Here is a 19,695-nt window from a genome sequence, read left to right as displayed (position 1 = left end):
TATTTAGAAAAACCACAGTCTATGTACTGTGGTTTTTTTAACGTTGTTTTCCTTAAATTAGGCCTGCTTCTTTTAACGCTTTGTCCCAGTAAGGTTCGCCACTGTACTTATCCTTTAAAAAGTCGATAAACACCCGCACTTTGGGCGCTAATAAACGGTTGCTGGGATATACCGCCCATAGTGCGCATTCAGCCGTTAGTGGGTAATCTTTCAATACTTGGACTAGCTGGCCACTTTGAAGATACGGATAGCTACACCAAGTGGCGGTAAGCGTTAACCCATTACCACCAATCGCGGCATCTCGTACCGCTTCACCATTATCCATGCGGATACGCGTGTTTGGCTTTATAGATACAACGCCTTGCGGCGTATTGAACTCCCATGTTTCTAAACCCATAAGGTTCACAGCTGCATGCTTAGGTATGTCTTGAGGAGTCTCAGGCTCGCCATATTTTTTAATATAAGCAGGTGAAGCAACAATAATCCGCTTGTCATCGGCAAGTTTTCTAGCATGTAGATTTGAGTCCTGAAGCACGGCGTCGCGAATCGCTACATCAAATCCACCTTCTATCAGGTCTACAATGCTGTCACTAAAGCGAAAATCGATATTTAACTGCGGATACGCTGCTAAGAATTCTTCCATTGCAGGTACCAAGTGTAGGCGACCAAAAGAAGCTGGCGCGGTTACTCGCAATGTACCTTGTGGCGTTTGCGAGCCAACGCCAACCGCCGCTTGGGCTATTTCAATACTTGATAACACTTCTTCAGCGTGAGGTAGAAAAAGTTTTCCTTCATCGGTTAACGACACTTTACGCGTGGTGCGGTGAATAAGTCGCACACCCAAATTTTCTTCCAATTTATTGATGTGAGCGCTGGCCACGGCCGGTGAAACATTCAATTCACGTCCAGCCACACTGATGTTATTGGTATTGGCGATACGTACAAAAAGCTTAAGGTGATCGATGTTCATAATGGATTATCAATAAAATCTAAAAACTGTATGTGTTTATAACCCAATTATCATATGCCTGGCTAGTGGCTATTATTAGTCTCGAACTTAACGCAACGAGGCTAACTCACATGAAAGCGATGGTTATTAACGAATTTGGTGGCTCTGAAGTATTCACTGCCACTGAAATAGATGCGCCGCAAATTAAAGCGGGCCACGTCATTGTGCGTATTGCGGCAACCAGCGTGAATACAGTAGACACCATGATACGTGAAATGGGTCAAGACCTACCATTTTCTCCTAAACTACCCGGCGGTGTGTTGGGTATGGATTTCGCCGGTACAGTTGAAGCCGTTGGAGAAGACGTAGATAACTTTAGCGTAGGTGATGAAGTTTATGGTTGCGCAGGTGGTCTAGCCGACTTGCAAGGTGCCTTAGCTGAATTAATGTTAGCCGATGTTCGTCTAATTGCACCTAAGCCTAAATCGTTGTCGATGCGTGAAGCAGCCGCCCTACCTTTGGTTGGCATTACTGCGTATGAGGGCTTAGCCCGCGCGCAAACCGCAAAAGGGCAAAACGTATTAGTGCATGGCGGCGCTGGCGGCGTAGGTCATCTTGCTATTCAAATGGCTCGTCACTTTGGTGCGACTGTATTTGCTACTGGCGGCTCAGATGAACAAGCTTCACTGATTGAAAAGCTCGGTGCGACTTACATTGATTTTCGCTCAGAAAAAGTGGCTGATTACGTCGCTAAGCATACCGATGGTGCTGGTTTCGATGTGGTTTACGATTCTGTGGGTGGCGGTAACTTACCCAACTCTTTTGAAGCGGCAAAATTATGCGGCCAGGTGGCGACGACGGTGTCGTTTATTGAAACAGATCTTACCCCTGTGCATTTCAAAGGCTTGAGTTTACATGTTGTGTTCATGCTTATCCCTATGATCCACAACTACAAACGTGAAAATCACGGAGCGATATTACGCGCTATTACAGATATTGTTGATGCAGGCGCGTTAACTCCAGTATTAGATAGCGAGACGTTTACCCTTGAGCAAGCGAGTGATGCACATGCGCGCTTAGCAAGCGGCAAGGCTATGGGCAAAATCGTTATTGATGTAGCCTCTTAAGCACTTGTGACTGGCTTTGACCTAGCTATTCTACGAGAGCTTGTAAGAGTTTATGTATAAGCAATTACATCAGCTCTAATATAAGTTTTTGTATTAACTTTTAAATTTGTACCTTTACTTTCCCTAAGGGCTCTCCTAAGTGCTTTCCCTTTGCGCACTTTTACCCTTGGCGTTGGCAGTTATGCTCGCCAAGGGGTTTTTATTTTTCCTCTCGCCTTTAATTAATCGTCAATATCCTCATGTTTGTACTAATCAAGAGGTCATATTTACTTATGTTCATTTGTTGCGTTGCGCCTTTTTTAGCGCTATTGGTATTTTGTACTCGCAACTGTAAACATCCCCTAAACTATCTTCACTTGCTAATCAGGAAGGAAATCTTATGAAAGTAATGCGTTTGAAAGACAACAGTGAAGGCTTAGCGCCGCTCTACTGCGCAAACGAAACAGAGCCAACCGTCGTCGGCAATGACGAAATTAAAGTAAGGATCCATGCTAGCTCTTTAAATTATCATGATTACAGCGTCGCGACAGGCGCTATTCCCACAGAGGGTGACCGAATTCCTATGTCTGACGGCGCGGGCGTCGTTGTAGAAGTAGGGGAAGACGTTACACAGTTTGTTCCAGGCGACCATGTGGTTTCTACCTTCTTTCCTGACTGGTTAAGCGGCGCACCAACGGTGGGTGATTTTAGTCGCACTCCCGGAGATGGTATTGACGGTTACGCCCAGGAAGTCGTGGTAAAGCCGCAGCAATGGTTTACTAAAGCACCTTCAGGATGGTCTCACGAAGAAGCGGCTACTATCACAACAGCAGGACTAACTGCGTGGCGGGCTTTAGTGGTTGAAGGTGGCTTGAAAGCAGGCGATACGGTTCTGTTGTTGGGCACTGGAGGTGTGTCTATCTATGCGCTTCAAATTGCCAAAGCAATGGGGGCGAAAGTAGCAATAACCTCAAGCTCAGATGATAAATTAGAGAAAGCAAAAGCCTTGGGTGCAGATTTCACAGTTAACTATAAAACGGACGAAAAGTGGGGCAAAACCGTTGCCAAATGGACTGGCGGAAAAGGTGTCGACCACGTGGTTGAAGTTGGTGGGCCAGCCACTTTAGGCCAATCTATTCATGCCTGTAGAGTAGGGGGAAGTATTGTACTTATTGGTGTTTTAACCGGTATTAAGGGTGATATTCCAACGGCTACCCTTATGCGAAAGCAAATTAGGTTAACTGGCATCATTGTGGGGAGTAATAAAAACCAGTGGGACTTTGTCAGTGCCTTAGAATGCATGAACTTTAAACCTGTCATCGATACTACATTTGCCCTTGAAAGACTATCAGATGCCTTTACTTTTGAGGCATCGGGTAAGCACTTCGGTAAAATTTGCGTGAGTCTTTAGTTCGACACATTGAGGCAGTAATGTTGCGCGCTGCGCCTTTATTGAGCAAAATAGACATTGCTTGGGTCAATGAAAAAGGAATGCCATGAGTTTGTCGCACATCATGTCAACACGCGTAGTCAGTGTGCACATGGATGATAGCCTAGAATTGATACAAACCTTGTTTGCTGAAACCGGGTTTCATCATTTAGTCGTCGTGCATCAAAATCAATTGCAGGGCATCATTTCAGACCGTGACGTATTAAAGGCGACTAGCCCTTTTGCTAATACCGTTAATGAGCGTTTTCGTGACAGAGCGACACTGGAGAAAAAGGCGCATCAGATTATGACACGAAGCGTATTAACCCTTCGTGCAAATGATTCAATAGTTAATGCAATTTCTTTGTTCAATGAAAACAAGATTTCTTGTATCCCCATCATTGATGAGAAACGATGTCCTATTGGCATTGTATCTTGGCGAGATGTCATGCGCTTTATGGAAGCAAGGGTGAATGCAAAGAAAGGTTAAAAGCTTAGTTGAGTGAGGTGTTAAAACGACAACGAGCTCAATGATTACAATAATAAAAAAGGTGCGTCTATACGCACCTTTTTTATTTTTAGCTAGTTTGCGCTTTATAAACTAACTGGCTTTTCGATAACTCACCTTAAACAAAATACTGTAAAGCACAGGTACTGCAATTAGCGTGAGAATGGTGGCAAAGGTTAGTCCACCCATAATGGTTACCGCCATGTCTGCGAAGAACGCATCGAATAACAGTGGAGCCATACCTAAAATAGTGGTTAAAGCGGCTAGCGTTACAGGACGCAAACGGCTTAACGTCGCTTCCACTATAGCCTTTTTAATTTCTAGCCCTTCTTCAATCTGTAAGTCTATTTCTTCGATAAGCACGATGGCATTTTTAATTAACATGCCGAATAAACTTAAGAACCCAAGAAGTGACATGAAGCCAAACGGCATGTTTGTCGACAAAAGTCCTGTCACGACACCCACAATCGCCATAGGCACCACTAACCAGATAATAAGCGGCTGTCGAGCGTGACCGAATAGCAATACTGAAATGATAAACATGACTAAGAAACCCACAGGTAAACCCGCACCAAGTGCAGCTTGCGCTTCGCTCGAGCTTTCAAACTCACCACCCCATTCAAGGGCATAACCAGCAGGGATGTCCATCGCTTCAATTTGAGGGCGAATACGGGCAAATGCTTTTGCAGCAGTTTCATTGTCGCCAGGCTCAGCTTCTACCGTAATAGTACGTAATCTATCTTTTCGGTGAATGCGAAGCTCTTCTGTAACAATATCTAAGCCGCTCGACACTTGGGTAAAAGGCACGTACTGACGTTGCTGAGACGACCACACTTGGCTTTCTCTAACTGATTGAATGGCAGTGTCATCAGGCTGTCCCATTTTCGCTACAATACTGTAGGCATAGTCTCCGTCTTGCACACTCCCTAACCGCAATCCGCTACTGGCATATTGTACGGTTTGACTGAAATCTGAGTGCGACACGCCGGCAATACCCGCATTGTAATTATCGTACTGGGTATTAATAGCAACACCTTTTTCACGCCAATTGTGTCGAACATCTTTGATATTACCATCAGCCAACATCATGCCTTTTGCTTCTTCAGCTAAGGTTCTGAGCACTTCGGCATCAGGGCCTGAGAATCGAGCCTCAATTTTAGCACCAGAGCCTGGGCCAAATTGCATACGTTCTTGGTAGAAGTTAGCATCAAGATCGATATTATCGAGCAAGCCGGAAAGCTTTTCTTGAACGGCGGGAATATTTTCTAACTCGTTTACCCTTATCATGAAAAAGCCATAGTTTTCATTGGCACTTTTAGGGGCGTAAGTAAGGGTAAAGCGGTCGGCACCTTGGCCAATAATGGTAGTAACTGCCGTTACATTTTCCTGCGCTAAAATACGTTGTTCTGCTTCTTTAATAATATCTTCGGTAGCACGAATATCACGGTCTTGAGGGCCCCAATAATGCACAAAGAAAAGCGGTGCGTTTGAAGGAGGGAAAAAGCCCTGCTTAACCATACCGAAACTGCCATAGGCTACCACGGTAATGACCAACAGTACGGCAATGGTTACCCAACGCAGTTTTAGTGCCCCAGTAAGCGTTTTAGTGAACCAACGCTGCATCATAGTCGGTTCGTCACCATCCGTTTGCTTCACACCTTTACGGAACACTAACTCGCCGAGCACGGGGACCAAAGTAACAGCAAGTACCCAACTCATCAGTAATGAAACTAAGACTACGGCAAACAAGGAATAGAGGAATTCGCCCGTAGCATCATCAGATAATCCAATACCGGAGAACGCGGCAATACCTATTACCGTTGCCCCCAATAAAGGCCATTGAGTTCGTTTTACGATAAAGCTAGCGGCATCTTTTGCCGATGCGCCTGTTGCCATTCTCAGCATCATTCCCTCGGCGACTACAATGGCATTGTCTACTAACATCCCCATCGCAATAACCATAGCGCCAAGCGATATACGTTGAAGCTGAATATCCATTAGCCACATGATGAGAATAGTGCCTAGCACTGTCACCAGCAGCACCGTGCCCACTACCACACCAGAGCGCCAACCCATAAATAGGCATAACGTAAGGGTAACTACAACTACCGACATCACAAGATTGGCAATAAAACCATCTACCGACTCATCAACTACCGCGGCTTGGTCGTAAATAGGGGTAAGGGTAATACCCACCGGAAGGGTATTAAGTAAATGGTCAACTTTGGCATTTACCCGCGTGCCTACATCTACTATGTTTACGTTAGATAACGCTGAAATCGAAACGGTTAGCGCTTCTTTACCGTTATAACGAATAAGCTGCGATTGTATATCGGCAGGCTCTAACTTAAGCGTGGCCACATCAGAAACACGAATAGAGCGATTGGTACCAGGTATAACTAAAGAAAGGTTAGATATTTCTTTAATTTTATCCGGCGCCCGCTCCACAATTAAACGTACGTTCTTTTCATCTACCAAAACCCTGCCGCCGTTAAAAGGGCGCAAGTTATCTTCAAACAGCGAGGTTAAATCAGGAAAGGAAATCCCTAAACCAGCTAGCTGATAAGGATTCACATAGGCCACTATCTGTTCAGTCTGTACACCACTTACGGTGACTTTTGCCACCCCTTCAGTAGTGAGGAGATCTCTTCGAATTAATCGTGCAAATTCCCGTAACTCGCTGGTGGTAAAGTCGGGCGCACTTAGGGCGTAATAAAGCCCATAAACATCGCCAAAATCGTCGAAAACTACAGGGTCTTGTGCGCCCGTTGGCAAGGATGTCGCTGCGTCTCGCAGACGCTTTCTGAGTTCATCCCAAATTTGAGGTAACTCATTACTGTCATAGTTACTTTTTACTTCAACGGTAATTTCGGATAAAGCTGGTGAAGATATTGAGGTGAGCTCTTTGAGTTGTGGCATTTGCTGAATAGCAATTTCGAGTGGTTCAGTAACCTCCCGTTCCACTTTCTCGGCTCCCGCGCCCGAATAGCTGGTGTAAACTTTCACCTGCTTAATCGTAAATTCTGGGTCTTCTAAACGACCAATATTGGTCATTGCAATAATACCGCCCAGTAGCAGTATTACCACCATGAGCCATACATTTACGGGTTTATCAATTGAATAACGAGCGATATCCATAACTTACTTTTCTCCCTCGTAAGGGAGGACTTTCATGTCGGCTCGCATTTTGGTCGCACCTGCCGCAACCACCTTCTCACCCAGCTTCAATGAACCACTAATTACCGCGAAATCTTCGTGAATATGTTCGACGGTTACGCTGACTTTGCTTACTAACTTACTGCTTTCATTGTAAACCCAAACGCCAAAGCCAGAGGCTTTATCACCCACTAATGACTGCACCGGAACCACTACACCATCGGGAAATGGCGAACCTTGTAAACTTACTTTCACAACGGCTCGTGCACCCGGAGTGAGGGGTAAATCTTCCCGTGGTTCCATAGCAAAAACCACTTCGTAGGTTTGTGAAACTGGGTCGGGCTGAGTGTTATGTTCTACATAATTAACGGGATACCACTGTGTTTCTTCAGTCGTTAATGACGCACTAGCTTGCTTGATACCACGGTTAAGATTCGCAGTGAGTAGTCTTTCAGGAACATTGATATTAAAGTAAATTTTAGAAACATCTTGTAGACGAGCAATAGGAGTTCCTGCAGCTACAAAACTATTGTTTTCAACAAGACGCTGAGAAACCTTGGCATCGAAAGGGGCATATAACTGCGTATAACTTAAATCTTGCTTTGCCGTTTTTAGTTCTATTTCAGCTAATTCATAGGTGGTCTTTGCTGTATCAAGAGTACTTTGCGCTACTAGTTTCTGCGCATACATTTTTTCAATACGATCTAATTCGCGTTTAGATTGTTCTAAGCGAGTGCGTTGTTCATCAACTCGGCGCTCAAAGGGCTGTCGGTCAATGGTGGCTAACAGCTTTCCTTCTTCAATATCGTTACCCGTCGTTAAATCGGTTTGTACCAACCGACCTGACACTTCAAAACTAAGATCTACCGTTTTCACCGCAGAAACCACTGCCGGAAAGGTAAATTCATCAAAGGCAGGAACAGTGCTCACCTCGGCAAGTTTCACATAGCGGGGGGCGATGGTTTTCTCTTGAGTGTCATTCTCTGTTGTACACCCAGCAAGGGTGAGAACAGACAAAGCAGTAAACGCAACAAGGTGACGAATTCGCGAAATGGGCATAAGAATTTTTCGATCCGTATTTGTGGTGAACACAGTATAGACGACTATATTCACTATAATTAAAGTAAACTGTGCGGTGCATTTTAAAGATCATCCATTGAAAAGTAAACTGCGCAGTGTAAAATGGTCGCATAATATTTTTAGACAGCAAAAACTATGACTAGTACTACACGTACCCGAAGCGATGTTAAGCGAGATGCCATTATTCAAGCGGCAAAGCAGGCATTTCAAGAGTTTGGCGTAAACGGAACCAGTATGGATAAACTGGCTGAGCTAGCGAACGTGTCTAAAAGAACAGTTTACAACCATTTCTCAGCGAAAGAAGAGTTGGTGATGCATCTCATTAAAGAGCAGTGGCAATCTGCCCTTGTTGATATAGGTGCACCCTATAACGCAGAAATATTAATCGCCGACCAACTCACAGACCTTATTATGGCCGACATAAACTTTATGAGCGATGATGAACACCTAGAGTTGGCCCGCGTTGCTATTGGTCACTTTTTTTATGAGCCCAACCGTTTAAAAGATGAAGTTGCTCAACTTCAAGCACAAGAAAAAGCCATATATCGGTGGTTAAAAGCCGCTAAAAAAGATAACCGTATGGATTTTGATGACATTGACCAAGTGGTTGAAGAGTTGGATAGCCTTGTAAAAGGGCAATGTTTTTGGCCTCAATTGTTTAAGCTAGAAGACCCTTTAACTGATGCCCGAAAGTTAGATATTGCTAAAAGTACGGCCGCACTTATTTTGTGTCGGTACGAGGTTAGCTCGCAACAACCTGCATAACTTTTCCCATCATTTAGAAATTACGTGAGTTGCTTTAATAGCGTGTCATTGAACCAATGTGTTAATAGTATAGTTTTTAAATTGCTCCCATAAAGTTTGTGCAACCGGGCCCAAATACTGTTTTTTATTTTTGATAATGTAATAATCGAAAGTTATTGAATTGTCGGTATCGCTTAGTTGTAATTGTACCAACTTGCCATTTTCTATACTTCTCTGAATGTGGTGTCCGGGTAATTTCCCCCAGCCCATGCCGCTTTCAATAAGCATCTTTTTTGTCGCGAAGTCATTAACGTACCAACATCGTTGCCCATCTTGTACACCCCAACTTTTATTCAGTGAACCTTTCCCTGAATCTTGCACCACGATTTGATACTCGTTAATTAACTCAGTACTTGTATGCAACCTAGGATGTCTTGCAATGAGTTGCGGTGATGCCACATTAACGAGTCGGCCTGAACTTAACATGTGCCTATCTATTTGATTGTTTTGTTGGAGATCTGGCGTTAACGGAGATAAACAAAAGGTGGCATTTTGCTGAAGTAGAGCTTCAAGTGCACCAGTTAAATATTCCTGTTTAAGGATCAATTGTGTATTAGGGAATTGCTTTTGTACATTGGCGAGTATCGGAACAATACCTTTTAAATTGTAAGTTGCCTCGGTTGCTAACGTTATACTGGTTTCGTTACCCGAAGCAATATTGTGAGCGATATTACGCAATGAGTTGGCTTCATCTAAAACCCGCAAAGTTTGTTGATATAGCACTTTCCCTTCGTCTGTTAAGGTTAACCGATAGGCTGACCGATTAAACAAAGTAATGCCCAACGTGGTTTCTAATTGCTTAATACTCTGACTAATTGCAGGTTGGGTTTTATGTAGTCTAACACTGGCTTTGCTGAGCGAGCCTAGTTCAGCTACAGATTGAAACATAGTTAATTGTTCAAGTTTCATGCTGGGTCCAAAACATAAACTTTAAGTTTATTAGTTATTAAAATACATTCAATATTATTTATTAATTTATTTGCTTAAGCTTTATGCAAGTTAATAGTAATTAGCTATGAATTTTAATGGAGAAGGTCTTGAGCAAAGCAAAGAAAGTAGGAATGTGGGTGAGCTTAGGCTTAGCAAGTGCGGCGTTTGCGTCTGCTGGTTTAGCAAAATTAGCCGGTGTAGAACAGATGCACATGTCGTTCGCAGCAATGGGGTTGCCGTTGTGGTTCGGCTATTTTATTGGGGCATGTGAAGTTGCCGGTGCCGTGGGGATATGGTTACGCCGAACCAGCATTTATGCGTGTGTCGGTTTGTTTATTATTATGCTTGGCGCTATTTATTTTCATGTTGTTTATGATGCTGTCGCCAATGTAATACCGGCTTTAATATTAGCGATACTGGTGAGTTATATTTTTGTGGTTCGCAATGGCGAATCTCATTCCAGCAAAAGCTAGACCTGCAGCGAATCGCTTAACACCTGTGGCCTATATTCCTTATGGTAGCGGTCCTATGCCACTATTGGGAGAGCCTAGGCATAGTGAGCTGATACGGTTTTTGCAAGAATAAACACTCTTTAAAAAGCGCGGTTGATAGTAATCAACCGCGCAGTCCACGTACTGCAAAATGAGCGGCGGTACTATTTATTTTCCATTCCAATCTCAGTATTAACATCCATATTTAACACCTGATTTTGTCTGAAAATCCGACTTTTTATCCAAGAAAACGGAATGGTTAAATCGAGTAGTATTAAATATAAACACGGCACTAATATCAGCGTTACCAGCGTAGCGTAAAGTACGGCAAAACCAAGAGCGGCCGCCATGGGCACCACGAACGCAGCTTGTAGGCTACTTTCAAACATAATAGGCAATACACCGGCGAAGGTAGTAATAGAAGTCAGTGTGATAGCCCTAAAGCGAGCACTTCCTGCTTCTGTTACTGCTTCTTTTACACTATAACCTTGTGCCCGGCGTTGATTGACAAAATCCGTCATAACGAGGGAATCATTTATTACTACACCTGCGGCGGCTATCAGGCCAAAAGTAGACATCATGCTTAAATCTAAACCGAGCCAGAAGTGACCCCATATAGCCCCAGTAAAGCTAAACGGAATAACCGACATGATGATAAGCGGTTGCCCATAACTTTTAAGCGGCACAGCCAAAAGGATATAAACCATAATCATTGCCGCTAAGAAAAACAATAATTGCTCACTTTGCTGCGCTTGTTGTTCTTCAATATCGCCGCCCAACTCAGTCATTACCGATGGGAACTCTTCTTGAAGTTGTGGAAGTAGTTTTTCGCGAATTTCTTCGACTACTTCGTTCGGCTCTACCGCTTCTTCGTCAATATTTCCCCACACATACACGCTGCGATAACCACCTTCACGGCGAATGTAACTAATTCCAGGTTTTTCTTCCAACAATACTACGTCGCCAAGTAAGACATCACGTCCTTGAGGTGTTTTAATAACGGTATATTTTAAATCAGCAAACCGCTCTCGGGTAAGTTCAGGGTATCGCACCATTACCTTCACTTCTTCGCCATTACGAATAACCCGTTGGGCTTCGCCGCCATAGAAGCTAGCCCCAACTTGAGAGGCGATGTCAGATAACGTTAAACCTAAATCATAGGCTACGGGCAGCATAACCAGTTGCACTTCTTTACTGGCAGGATCTATGGTTGAACTAACATCGAATAGGCCATCTTGCTGTTGCAGCATTTCAATAAACTTCAATCCTGCCGCGTTCAATGTATTGATATCTGAGCCAAATAAAAGATAGCCAAACTCGCCATCTTCGCCACCCCCATTAACATCATCAATCACAGTAAATGACTTCATGCCGGGAATTTCAGGTATGGCTTCACGCCAGCGCCTTGCTAATTCAAAAGTATCAATAGGGCGCTTATCTTCGTGCACTAAAGGCGTCAGAATTTGCCCTTGGGTGCGTTCATTGTTAAAGGCAAGCCTGTCTCGAATCATACCGGTGCCAAACTCATCAATAACCTGCGCTTCAACATCTAAGATGGTTTTTTCTATGGTCTTTAACGCGCTAATGGTAGTTGCATCCGACACGTTTTCATTCATTTCGATGCGAACGCTAGGGAAGTCATGCGGTACTTTCGGGTTAGGCACCATACGAACGTAGTTCGCGTTGATTAGCCCAATGCTGATCATCAAAATACCAAAGAAGAGAAAAAACACCGCCCAACGCCATTTTAGCGCACGCTCAACCGTCCGCTTATAAGGCCCGTTTACAAAGCCGTAGAATCGCGTGTTAAATTTATCCCGCCAGCTACCTTTCTTGATAGGTGTAAAATGGGTATGGGCAATATGCGCAGGCAATATCAACTTTGACTCAACTAAGCTGAAGGCTAAACAGAATATAACCACAATAGCGATATTGTAGAAGAAGGCTCCTTCAGGGCCGCTACTTAGCGTAAACGGGGCGAATACCGCAATGGTTGTCAAAACACCGAATGTGGCTGGCGTTGCAACACGCTTTGCACCACGTACTACGTTATCGATACCTCCACCTTTGCTTTCTATTTCGGTATAGGCACTTTCCCCTATAACAATGGCATCATCGACTACAATACCCAGCACCATTATGAAGGCAAATAGCGAAAGAATATTAATGCTAATACCAAAAATAGGCATCAGCATTACTGCGCCTAAAAAGCACACGGGTAAGCCTACCATTACCCATAATGCTAGCTTAAAGCGAAGAAAGAGGGTAAGCATCAAGGCGACAAGAATTGAGCCTTGAAACAGGTTTTTTAGCATCATGTCTAAGCGAGCATTTAAGTAGTAAGTCATATCGACCAGTATTTCTAAGCTCACCCCATCTGGGAGAGTTTTATTCCGTTGCTCAATATAGGCTTTTACGGTGTTCGCAACAGGAATAGTATTTTGAGATTTAGTTGCACTTACCGACATATAAATGGCATTTTTACCATTATATTTGAAGTAGCGTTCCCCTTCGGTAAAGCCATCTTTAATTGTCGCTATGTCACCTAAGGTAACTTTTGCACCCGCTGTGCCTATCTTCACGGGAATTTGAGCAAATTCGGTGCCGCTGTAATACTGGTTTTCTACTCGAACAGAAATGATTCCGGCGTTAGTACGTAGTTGCCCAGCCGATATATTCGTTGAATAGTTACTTATTGCCTGGCTAACATCGGCAATACTAAGACTGTATTTGCGCAGCATTTCCGGCTTTATTTCTATCGCTATTTCATCGTCAGGTGTCGATATTTCTACCAAGGAAACATTACCTAGTTGAAGTAACTCATCTTCAATATCTTTGGCAATAACTTTAAGTTCAGGAAGGGGCAAGTCGCCCACTAAAGGCATTTCAATAACGTCTTGTTGGAACTCAATTTGAGAGATATTTACCGGTTCCATACCGGCAGGGAAGGTGGCGATACCGTCAACTCTTAGTTTTACTTTATCAAGAACATCAGTGAGTTCTTCATCGGTATCAATTTCTAATGTCACTGTTCCTGAATCTCGAAAAGCACGGGCTACCGTTTTTTTAATTTCGGTTACGTCCTTTAACGATTCTTCTACTTTAATAAGGATACTTTCTTCTATTTCTTGGGGAGAAGCACCAGGATATTGTGCAGACACCGTAATGTAGTTAATTTCGATGTTAGGGAACATTTGGCGCTGAATGGTAAAGTAACTGGCCAACCCCATTAAAATGATAAATATCATTAAAAGGTTAGCGGCGACTGCATTATTGGCAAACCACGCGATAATGCCGGTTTCAGAATTCGTTTTATTCATTGGCGGCGCTCCTATTCAGCGGTGTCGCTGTTTGCCACAATATCAGCGCTATTATCGATAATTTTTACTTCCATGCCATTTTGCGGATATTCAGGTAATGACATCACCACTTTGTTAGGGTTGAAATTACCTTGAATAAGAAAGTCGCTGCCATCTTCACGAATAACCTCAATTTTTTGCGAGACCAACTTGCTTTCGTCATCAATTGTCCAAAGCGTACGGTTGGTCACTAATTCCTGAGGAATACGGTATACATCCTCTAGCCTTTTACCCTCAAAGCTAATCGTGGCGTATGTACCGAATTTAACAATAGGGTTGTTTTGATTTAAGGCGTAGGGGTCTTCAATTCTGGCGACAAAATGCGTCATGCGGGTGGCACTATCGATAATACCAGTGTCGCGGTGGATAGTGGCCGTAATTTGTGTTTTGCTTAAATCATCTAGGGTAAGTATCGCTTTGGCGCCCAAGGTGTTTTCATCTAAGAATATACGGTCGAAGCCTGCGATAGGGAAAGTGATTTCAGCCTGCTCAATATTATAGATAACCGCTGCGGTCATCCCTTGGGTAACATAATCACCAGTACTAATATCTCTAGAAATAATTAGGGCATCATAAGGGGCTGTCACTTCGCAATTATCTAAGTCACGCTTGGCAATCTTTAGTTGGGCTTCTGCAGATTTAACGGATGCCTGAGCGCTCATGACTTGTGGTTTTCTAAGATACAAGTCAGTGACTCTGGCATCAGGCATAGATTTGGCTTCTTGTGCCGCTACATCTGCTTGTGCTTGTTCTTGTATTAATTGAGCTTGAGCACTGGAAAGGTTAGCTTGCGCAAGTAATAACGCTGCCTCGTAGGCATCTTTTTCTACCGAGAACAATAACTCACCTCGACGAACTAAACCGCCACTTACAAAGTTGGGATTCCAAGACTCCACTTCGCCAGAAACCTGAGCGGCTAGGTTAGTACTTTCGAGCGGCTGCACTTCGCCGTAAGAAGATAATGTAATAACAGAGCTTTCGACATCTATCTGCTCGATAGTGACGGTGGGACGAGTGTCTACCGCTTCTGTTATGGCTGAATCTGAAGCCGATGCTTCAATGCCTTTCATTATAAAATAACTTACTACCAAGATGGCAACGGGAAGTATGAATTTCATCCATTTCATAATTGGGTCTTTTTTGAAAAAATTAGCGGAGTGTAGTTTAACGCCAAATTGTGTCTGAGTTATTCATCAATTGTAACGAAACGTGAGTCAATAAATGTAAAGACTCAGTGTGAGGAATACCTCTACTTGAAAAGGATTTGGAAGGGGATCAACGTAAGTTGATGGTGCGCTAGCAGCTAGTTTTGCGTTTAAGCTCTGATGCGCTACACACTCTATTTCTGCCGTCATTTTTTGCTTGGTATAACGCCTGATCGGCTAAGTTTAACGCAGTAGTGAGGGTCATTGACGATGTAATTTCGCATACACCAAAACTTGATGTGACTCGATGAGACTTGCCATCAACCAGCATCGCTTTTGCACTTAGATTTTCTCTTATTTGCTCGATAACCGTTTTAGCATCCTGCTCATCAGTTTCTGGGAAAATAAACAAAAACTCTTCGCCGCCCCATCGTGAGAGTCCATCCTGTACTCGTAATCGACGGCGAAAGGCATCTGCTACCTGTTTTAATACCTCATCACCGGCGTCATGCCCAAAGGTGTCATTGATAGACTTGAATCTATCAATATCAGCGAGCGCAATAGAAAACGGCTTTTTATTTCGCTGTAACCTGCTGAGTTCTTGCTCAAGCTGCTGCTGACCACCTCGGCGGTTTAGCAATGTTGTAAGGGGGTCATATCTGGCTTGACGCTCGAACTGTTCGCTTAAATACAGTGCGGTATTGTAACTTCGCTGCCGGCTATATTCATAAAATGCCGAGAGGAAAGAAACGGTGATGAAAGAGTAGAGTAGGCGAGTTTTAAACTCGTAAGAGTACTCGGAAACTAACAGGGCATTATCAGGAGCGAATAGAATAATAATTATTGCGGTAGTAAAGCCGCTTAACGCCACAATCCCCCGACGAAAGCCCGCGAAAAACATAGTGACAGAGGGAACGGTAAATATCCAAAGCGGTCCTGTACTCTCATTACCGCCAGTAACGACCAGTATTAACATCAGTGACATTAAGCAGGCAAGTAAGACCAACGCCGAAATAAAGCTGCCTCGCTTTGCCCCTATCGTCGATTGTAATTTATGAGATATTGCAAATAGGATAGAGGCTGAAAACAAAACACACGCTAAAAAAGCATCTTGTGCGAAAAGCGCTCTAAAGCCAAGAATAAAGGTAGCAGCCATACCCACAGCCGAAAACATATTAACGACTCTGATTCGACGGTTTAGGTCGTCAGATAACTCGCTATCGGTTCCAAGTTCTACAAACTTTTTAAGGGCATTAAGCATAAATAAAAATGTTTATCTTTTAGTTACTTCGTTAGCTATATCGTCGGCCAACACATAAATGGCTTCTCGCATCACTTCAATGCTGGCGGGAAATCCATCAACAGCAAGCGGGAGTATGTACTCAAAATCCTTTGCTGATTGCGAATCATCAATATGTTTTATAACGTATTGCCCACTCAGAATAATATCGCCTTGCCATGTAGCGATAAAGTCATCTATCTGAAGGGTTAAATAGTCATTGATATCTTTAGCATTCACATTATGGGTAACTAACATTACACCCTGGGTACGTAGCGCTGCTTTTAATGACTTGGTAATACCCTCATCGAGGGGCTCGGCCCAAAGATGCTCTGTCGCGATATGTAAATTGGTAGAGCTGGTTTGATAAACAAGGCCTCTTTGCTTTAAATAATCGGGTAAGACAATCTTGTTAATTAATAAAGGGTGAGGGCTGGAAGCATGCTGGGTTGCAGAGGGCGAAGTAGTGGAATGAAGCAAGTAATATTGCAACGCACTGCCAGATGATGCACAGCCTATTAGCGAAGCGCCAACGAGTAAAGCAAGTATTAACCTTGTTCTATTCACAATGCTAATGAGCGCGTTCCTGTCATTAATAAAATTGTTCATTATTATCCTATAGTACTTAAATACTACTTTGCTATTTACGAGCTTAACCATTAACTTTCTCAGAAGCTTTCACACGTGAGTATTTGCTTGTTTAGGTAATCCACAATACTCAATCGAGCTTTAGTGCTTCGATAGCGAAGTTTCTATTACTATTCTAATTCGCTAATTTTTTGCTTTTGGTTCAATACCAGAGCTATTGCTATCAGTAAAAATTAAACTATTCGGTGACTGATTTAGCTTCAATAATAAAGGCTGAAGATTACGCATGGTATCTTGCATCGTATCTACCGTTTCTTTGATTTCAGATTGGCTCAAACCACCTTCACTGTAATTCTTTAACAAGCTGTCCAAGCTAACCAATACTTGATTTAAATTAGTATTGAGCAGCTCGGTATCGACATTTTCAATAAGCAAATCAAAGTCATCACTTGCTGTTTCAACAGATTGGGCAGCCAGCTTCATGTCTTCTACAGCCAATAGCACATTCGATACCATGTCACCCAACGGCAATTGATTTATCTTGTCTAAAATAGCATCTGCTTTTTGCGTAATCTGCGTAAACTCGTTAGACACGGTTGGAATAACTTCGTAACCATTCAGCACCGCTATCTCGTCACTGTCATCGGGTTTTGAGACATGTTGTAAGTCTACAAAAAGGCCGCCAGTGAGTACATTACCCATTCGAAGGGTGGCCCTTAAGTCTTTACGAAGCCAATTACGCATGGTTTGCTTGATGGCATTTAGGCCTTCTTCGGTGTCAGGTTGTCTCACCTTTCCAGGGTAGATATTAATGATGACGGGAATAGGATAATCACGTTCAAGTATGTTGCCTTCCACGGCAGGAAACGAGTTAATAGCCGTTACATTACCGATTTCAATGCCTCGGTATTCGACGGGAGCGCCGACGGTAAGCCCGCGAACACTTTCATCAACCAAAAGCACGTATTCAGCGGCAAGTTTGTAGCGGGCATTTGAGGCAGTAGCTATATCGCCGTAAATTGTGAAAAAGGCATTTTCAACAACACGTTCACCGATTTGAACCCCTTCAGGAACACCAAAGGTAATACCGTTGGCTAACAGAGTTTCTAAACTGCCTGTTTCCATTTTGACGCCGCTGGATTCAAGCTTAAGCTTTACCCCGCTCACATCCCAAAAACGCGTATTTTCGGTAATAAGCTTATGGTAAGGGGCTTCAATAAATGCATCGTAGTAGACCACACGCTCTTCAATATTAAACACCGCATCTTCAAACTCACCCACTTTGAAACCTTTATAAATGATGGGATCACCCGGTTTATAAGCAAATTCATCATCGCTTTGCAAAATCACATGTAACCCTGGGGTGCCGGCTGGTGTTACCGGAGGGCGTTCAAGGGCGATAAAATTAAGTTGTTCTTTACCGCTGTCATTCGCAGCCATGGCGATATAACTTCCAGAGAGTAAGGTGTTTAGGCCTGATACTTCTGAAAAACTAATCCGCGGGGCAACTACCCAAAAGTCACTTTTATCAGTAAGAAGGTGAGAGGCATTAGCATCGATACGAGCCGTAACTAGTACACCATCTAAGTCGGGCTTTAGCGTGATTTTTTTCACTTGCCCTACATCTAAATCCCGTACTTTGATGGGGGTTTTGTTAACTTCAATGCCAGTGGCAGATTGTAACTCTATGGTGATCAGAGGCCCCTGATTTTTCCATTGCTGATAAACCATCCAGCCACCAACCACTACCACTAATATGGGAATAATCCATATGCGAGAGATTGATTTTGTAGACGTGATTTTTGCCTCTTCTGTCATGGTAGTTGTTTCCAGTGCTGCCAAATAAGCCGTGAATCAAATGTCATAGCGGCTATCATCGTAGTGAAGACCACCGCACAAAACGCAAGCGCTGCGGGGCCAGGAAAAATAGAAAGTGTATTGCCCATCTGAATTAGTGCAACTAATACCGCGACCACAAAAACGTCAATCATTGACCAGCGGCCAATAGCTTCGGTTATGCGGTAATAGCGAATGCGTAATTGTGTAGAGCCCGTTCGGCCAAGTTGAACACTTAAATTCAACCAACAAAGAATGATAATTTTGGCGACTGGCACTACTACGCTTGCCACTAAAATAATAATGGCGATGGGGTATGAGCCCCCCTCCCAAAGCGTAATTACGCCACCAATAATGGTATTTGGGGTTTCTTGGCCGAAAAATTCTGTTCGCATGATGGGTAATACATTGGCGGGTATATATAAAATGGATGACGTAAGCAGCAGTGCCCAAGTGCGTTGTATACTGCCACTGGCTTGTTTTTCTTCTAAAGGTTTTGGCGGTGGTAACTCGCCTTCGTGTAGCCACAATGCAAACCCTGTACTGTCGAAGTTAGACATTGATAGAGCCATAAATGCGGTGAAGCCAATAAACGCATAAAAAGACATACCAATAGCGACATCGGCTAGTTCGGTGACTTTTATCAAGCTAACTAATGTTCCCACTAAGAATATTTCCGCCATACTCCACGGTAGCAGGGCTCTCACCCAATAAAACATCCGCTTAATAAATGGCGTTCTCGCATTGTTTAAATGTGCTAACCCAAGGGTAATAAAACCTAAAAGCACCATGCCGGGTAAAATTAGTGTCGCTAGGCCGGTAATAATGGCCAAGGATAAATAGTCGTTTTCCATTAACACGGAAAGACCACCGGGAAGATCGATACTATGCTTCTGACCACTTGATTTAAAAGTCAAAAAGTTAAAAGGTAGGGATAGGGCTAGAAAAACAAACGCGCTTATTGAAAATGCCAAAAGCCGCTCGCTCGCATTTCTCTTGAATGTGAGCAAGGTATGATGGCATCGAGGACATATT

General features: G+C 43.4%; 15 protein-coding genes. 5 read left to right on the top strand and 10 right to left on the bottom strand.

From position 1 onward, the window contains the following. Nucleotides 1-52: 52 nt before the first annotated feature. Nucleotides 53-970, bottom strand: a complete 918-nt coding sequence (locus R1T43_RS14065) for a LysR family transcriptional regulator (RefSeq protein WP_317349931.1) — start codon at nucleotides 968-970, stop codon at nucleotides 53-55. A gap of 110 nt (nucleotides 971-1,080) precedes the next feature. On the opposite strand from R1T43_RS14065, the gene R1T43_RS14060 reads away from it, so the two are divergent. The 3 genes from R1T43_RS14060 (at nucleotide 1,081) to R1T43_RS14050 (ending at nucleotide 3,974) form a co-directional block, all read left to right on the top strand. Beyond that, nucleotides 1,081-2,076 (top strand): zinc-dependent alcohol dehydrogenase family protein, encoded by a 996-nt coding sequence (locus tag R1T43_RS14060; RefSeq protein WP_317349928.1) that lies wholly within the window; start codon nucleotides 1,081-1,083, stop codon nucleotides 2,074-2,076. 379 nt (nucleotides 2,077-2,455) lie between these two features. Continuing rightward, nucleotides 2,456-3,466, top strand: a complete 1,011-nt coding sequence (locus R1T43_RS14055; RefSeq protein ID WP_317349927.1) for an NAD(P)-dependent alcohol dehydrogenase — start codon at nucleotides 2,456-2,458, stop codon at nucleotides 3,464-3,466. Nucleotides 3,467-3,551: 85 nt separating this feature from the next. Next, a complete protein-coding gene (locus R1T43_RS14050) occupies nucleotides 3,552-3,974 on the top strand; it encodes a CBS domain-containing protein (protein WP_317349925.1) in 423 nt (140 codons plus the stop codon). A gap of 111 nt (nucleotides 3,975-4,085) precedes the next feature. Here the strand turns inward: R1T43_RS14050 and R1T43_RS14045 are convergent, their stop codons facing one another. Both R1T43_RS14045 and R1T43_RS14040 read right to left on the bottom strand, forming a co-directional pair. Continuing rightward, on the bottom strand, nucleotides 4,086-7,130 hold the full coding sequence (locus tag R1T43_RS14045; protein WP_317349924.1) for an efflux RND transporter permease subunit: 3,045 nt from the start codon (nucleotides 7,128-7,130) through the stop codon (nucleotides 4,086-4,088). 3 nt (nucleotides 7,131-7,133) lie between these two features. Then, complete coding sequence (locus tag R1T43_RS14040; RefSeq protein ID WP_317349922.1) at nucleotides 7,134-8,207, bottom strand: efflux RND transporter periplasmic adaptor subunit; 1,074 nt, start codon at nucleotides 8,205-8,207, stop codon at nucleotides 7,134-7,136. A gap of 156 nt (nucleotides 8,208-8,363) precedes the next feature. On the opposite strand from R1T43_RS14040, the gene R1T43_RS14035 reads away from it, so the two are divergent. After that, nucleotides 8,364-8,993 carry a TetR/AcrR family transcriptional regulator gene (locus R1T43_RS14035; RefSeq protein ID WP_211069523.1) on the top strand — a complete coding sequence of 210 codons (630 nt, stop codon included), beginning with the start codon at nucleotides 8,364-8,366 and terminating at the stop codon, nucleotides 8,991-8,993. Between the two features lie 45 nt (nucleotides 8,994-9,038). Here the strand turns inward: R1T43_RS14035 and R1T43_RS14030 are convergent, their stop codons facing one another. Next, entirely contained in the window at nucleotides 9,039-9,941 is a 903-nt protein-coding gene (locus tag R1T43_RS14030; RefSeq protein WP_317349917.1) for a LysR family transcriptional regulator, read from the bottom strand. A gap of 128 nt (nucleotides 9,942-10,069) precedes the next feature. On the opposite strand from R1T43_RS14030, the gene R1T43_RS14025 reads away from it, so the two are divergent. Next, nucleotides 10,070-10,435, top strand: a complete 366-nt coding sequence (locus R1T43_RS14025) for a DoxX family protein (protein WP_247670546.1) — start codon at nucleotides 10,070-10,072, stop codon at nucleotides 10,433-10,435. Nucleotides 10,436-10,617: 182 nt separating this feature from the next. On the opposite strand, the gene R1T43_RS14020 is transcribed toward R1T43_RS14025, so the two are convergent. The 6 genes from R1T43_RS14020 to R1T43_RS13995 all read right to left on the bottom strand — a co-directional run bounded on the left by R1T43_RS14020 (nucleotide 10,618) and on the right by R1T43_RS13995 (nucleotide 19,634). Then, nucleotides 10,618-13,773 carry an efflux RND transporter permease subunit gene (locus R1T43_RS14020; RefSeq protein ID WP_317349913.1) on the bottom strand — a complete coding sequence of 1,052 codons (3,156 nt, stop codon included), beginning with the start codon at nucleotides 13,771-13,773 and terminating at the stop codon, nucleotides 10,618-10,620. Between the two features lie 11 nt (nucleotides 13,774-13,784). Further along, nucleotides 13,785-14,939 carry an efflux RND transporter periplasmic adaptor subunit gene (locus R1T43_RS14015; protein ID WP_317349910.1) on the bottom strand — a complete coding sequence of 385 codons (1,155 nt, stop codon included), beginning with the start codon at nucleotides 14,937-14,939 and terminating at the stop codon, nucleotides 13,785-13,787. A gap of 169 nt (nucleotides 14,940-15,108) precedes the next feature. Further along, nucleotides 15,109-16,218 (bottom strand): GGDEF domain-containing protein, encoded by a 1,110-nt coding sequence (locus R1T43_RS14010; protein ID WP_317349907.1) that lies wholly within the window; start codon nucleotides 16,216-16,218, stop codon nucleotides 15,109-15,111. Between the two features lie 12 nt (nucleotides 16,219-16,230). Then, nucleotides 16,231-16,845: a membrane integrity-associated transporter subunit PqiC gene (locus R1T43_RS14005; RefSeq protein WP_317349904.1), complete on the bottom strand. Its 615-nt coding sequence runs from the start codon at nucleotides 16,843-16,845 to the stop codon at nucleotides 16,231-16,233. A gap of 162 nt (nucleotides 16,846-17,007) precedes the next feature. Then, nucleotides 17,008-18,642: an intermembrane transport protein PqiB gene (gene pqiB / locus R1T43_RS14000; protein WP_317349902.1), complete on the bottom strand. Its 1,635-nt coding sequence runs from the start codon at nucleotides 18,640-18,642 to the stop codon at nucleotides 17,008-17,010. Next, nucleotides 18,639-19,634 carry a paraquat-inducible protein A gene (locus tag R1T43_RS13995; protein WP_317349899.1) on the bottom strand — a complete coding sequence of 332 codons (996 nt, stop codon included), beginning with the start codon at nucleotides 19,632-19,634 and terminating at the stop codon, nucleotides 18,639-18,641. The genes pqiB and R1T43_RS13995 overlap by 4 nt, the downstream gene beginning before the upstream one ends. Nucleotides 19,635-19,695 lie beyond the last annotated feature (61 nt).

It is taken from the genome of Alteromonas sp. CI.11.F.A3 (genome assembly GCF_032925565.1).
GTDB lineage: Bacteria > Pseudomonadota > Gammaproteobacteria > Enterobacterales > Alteromonadaceae > Alteromonas.
Note: the sequence above shows the minus strand (reverse complement) of the source record. Positions and strands in the feature narration are given on the sequence as shown.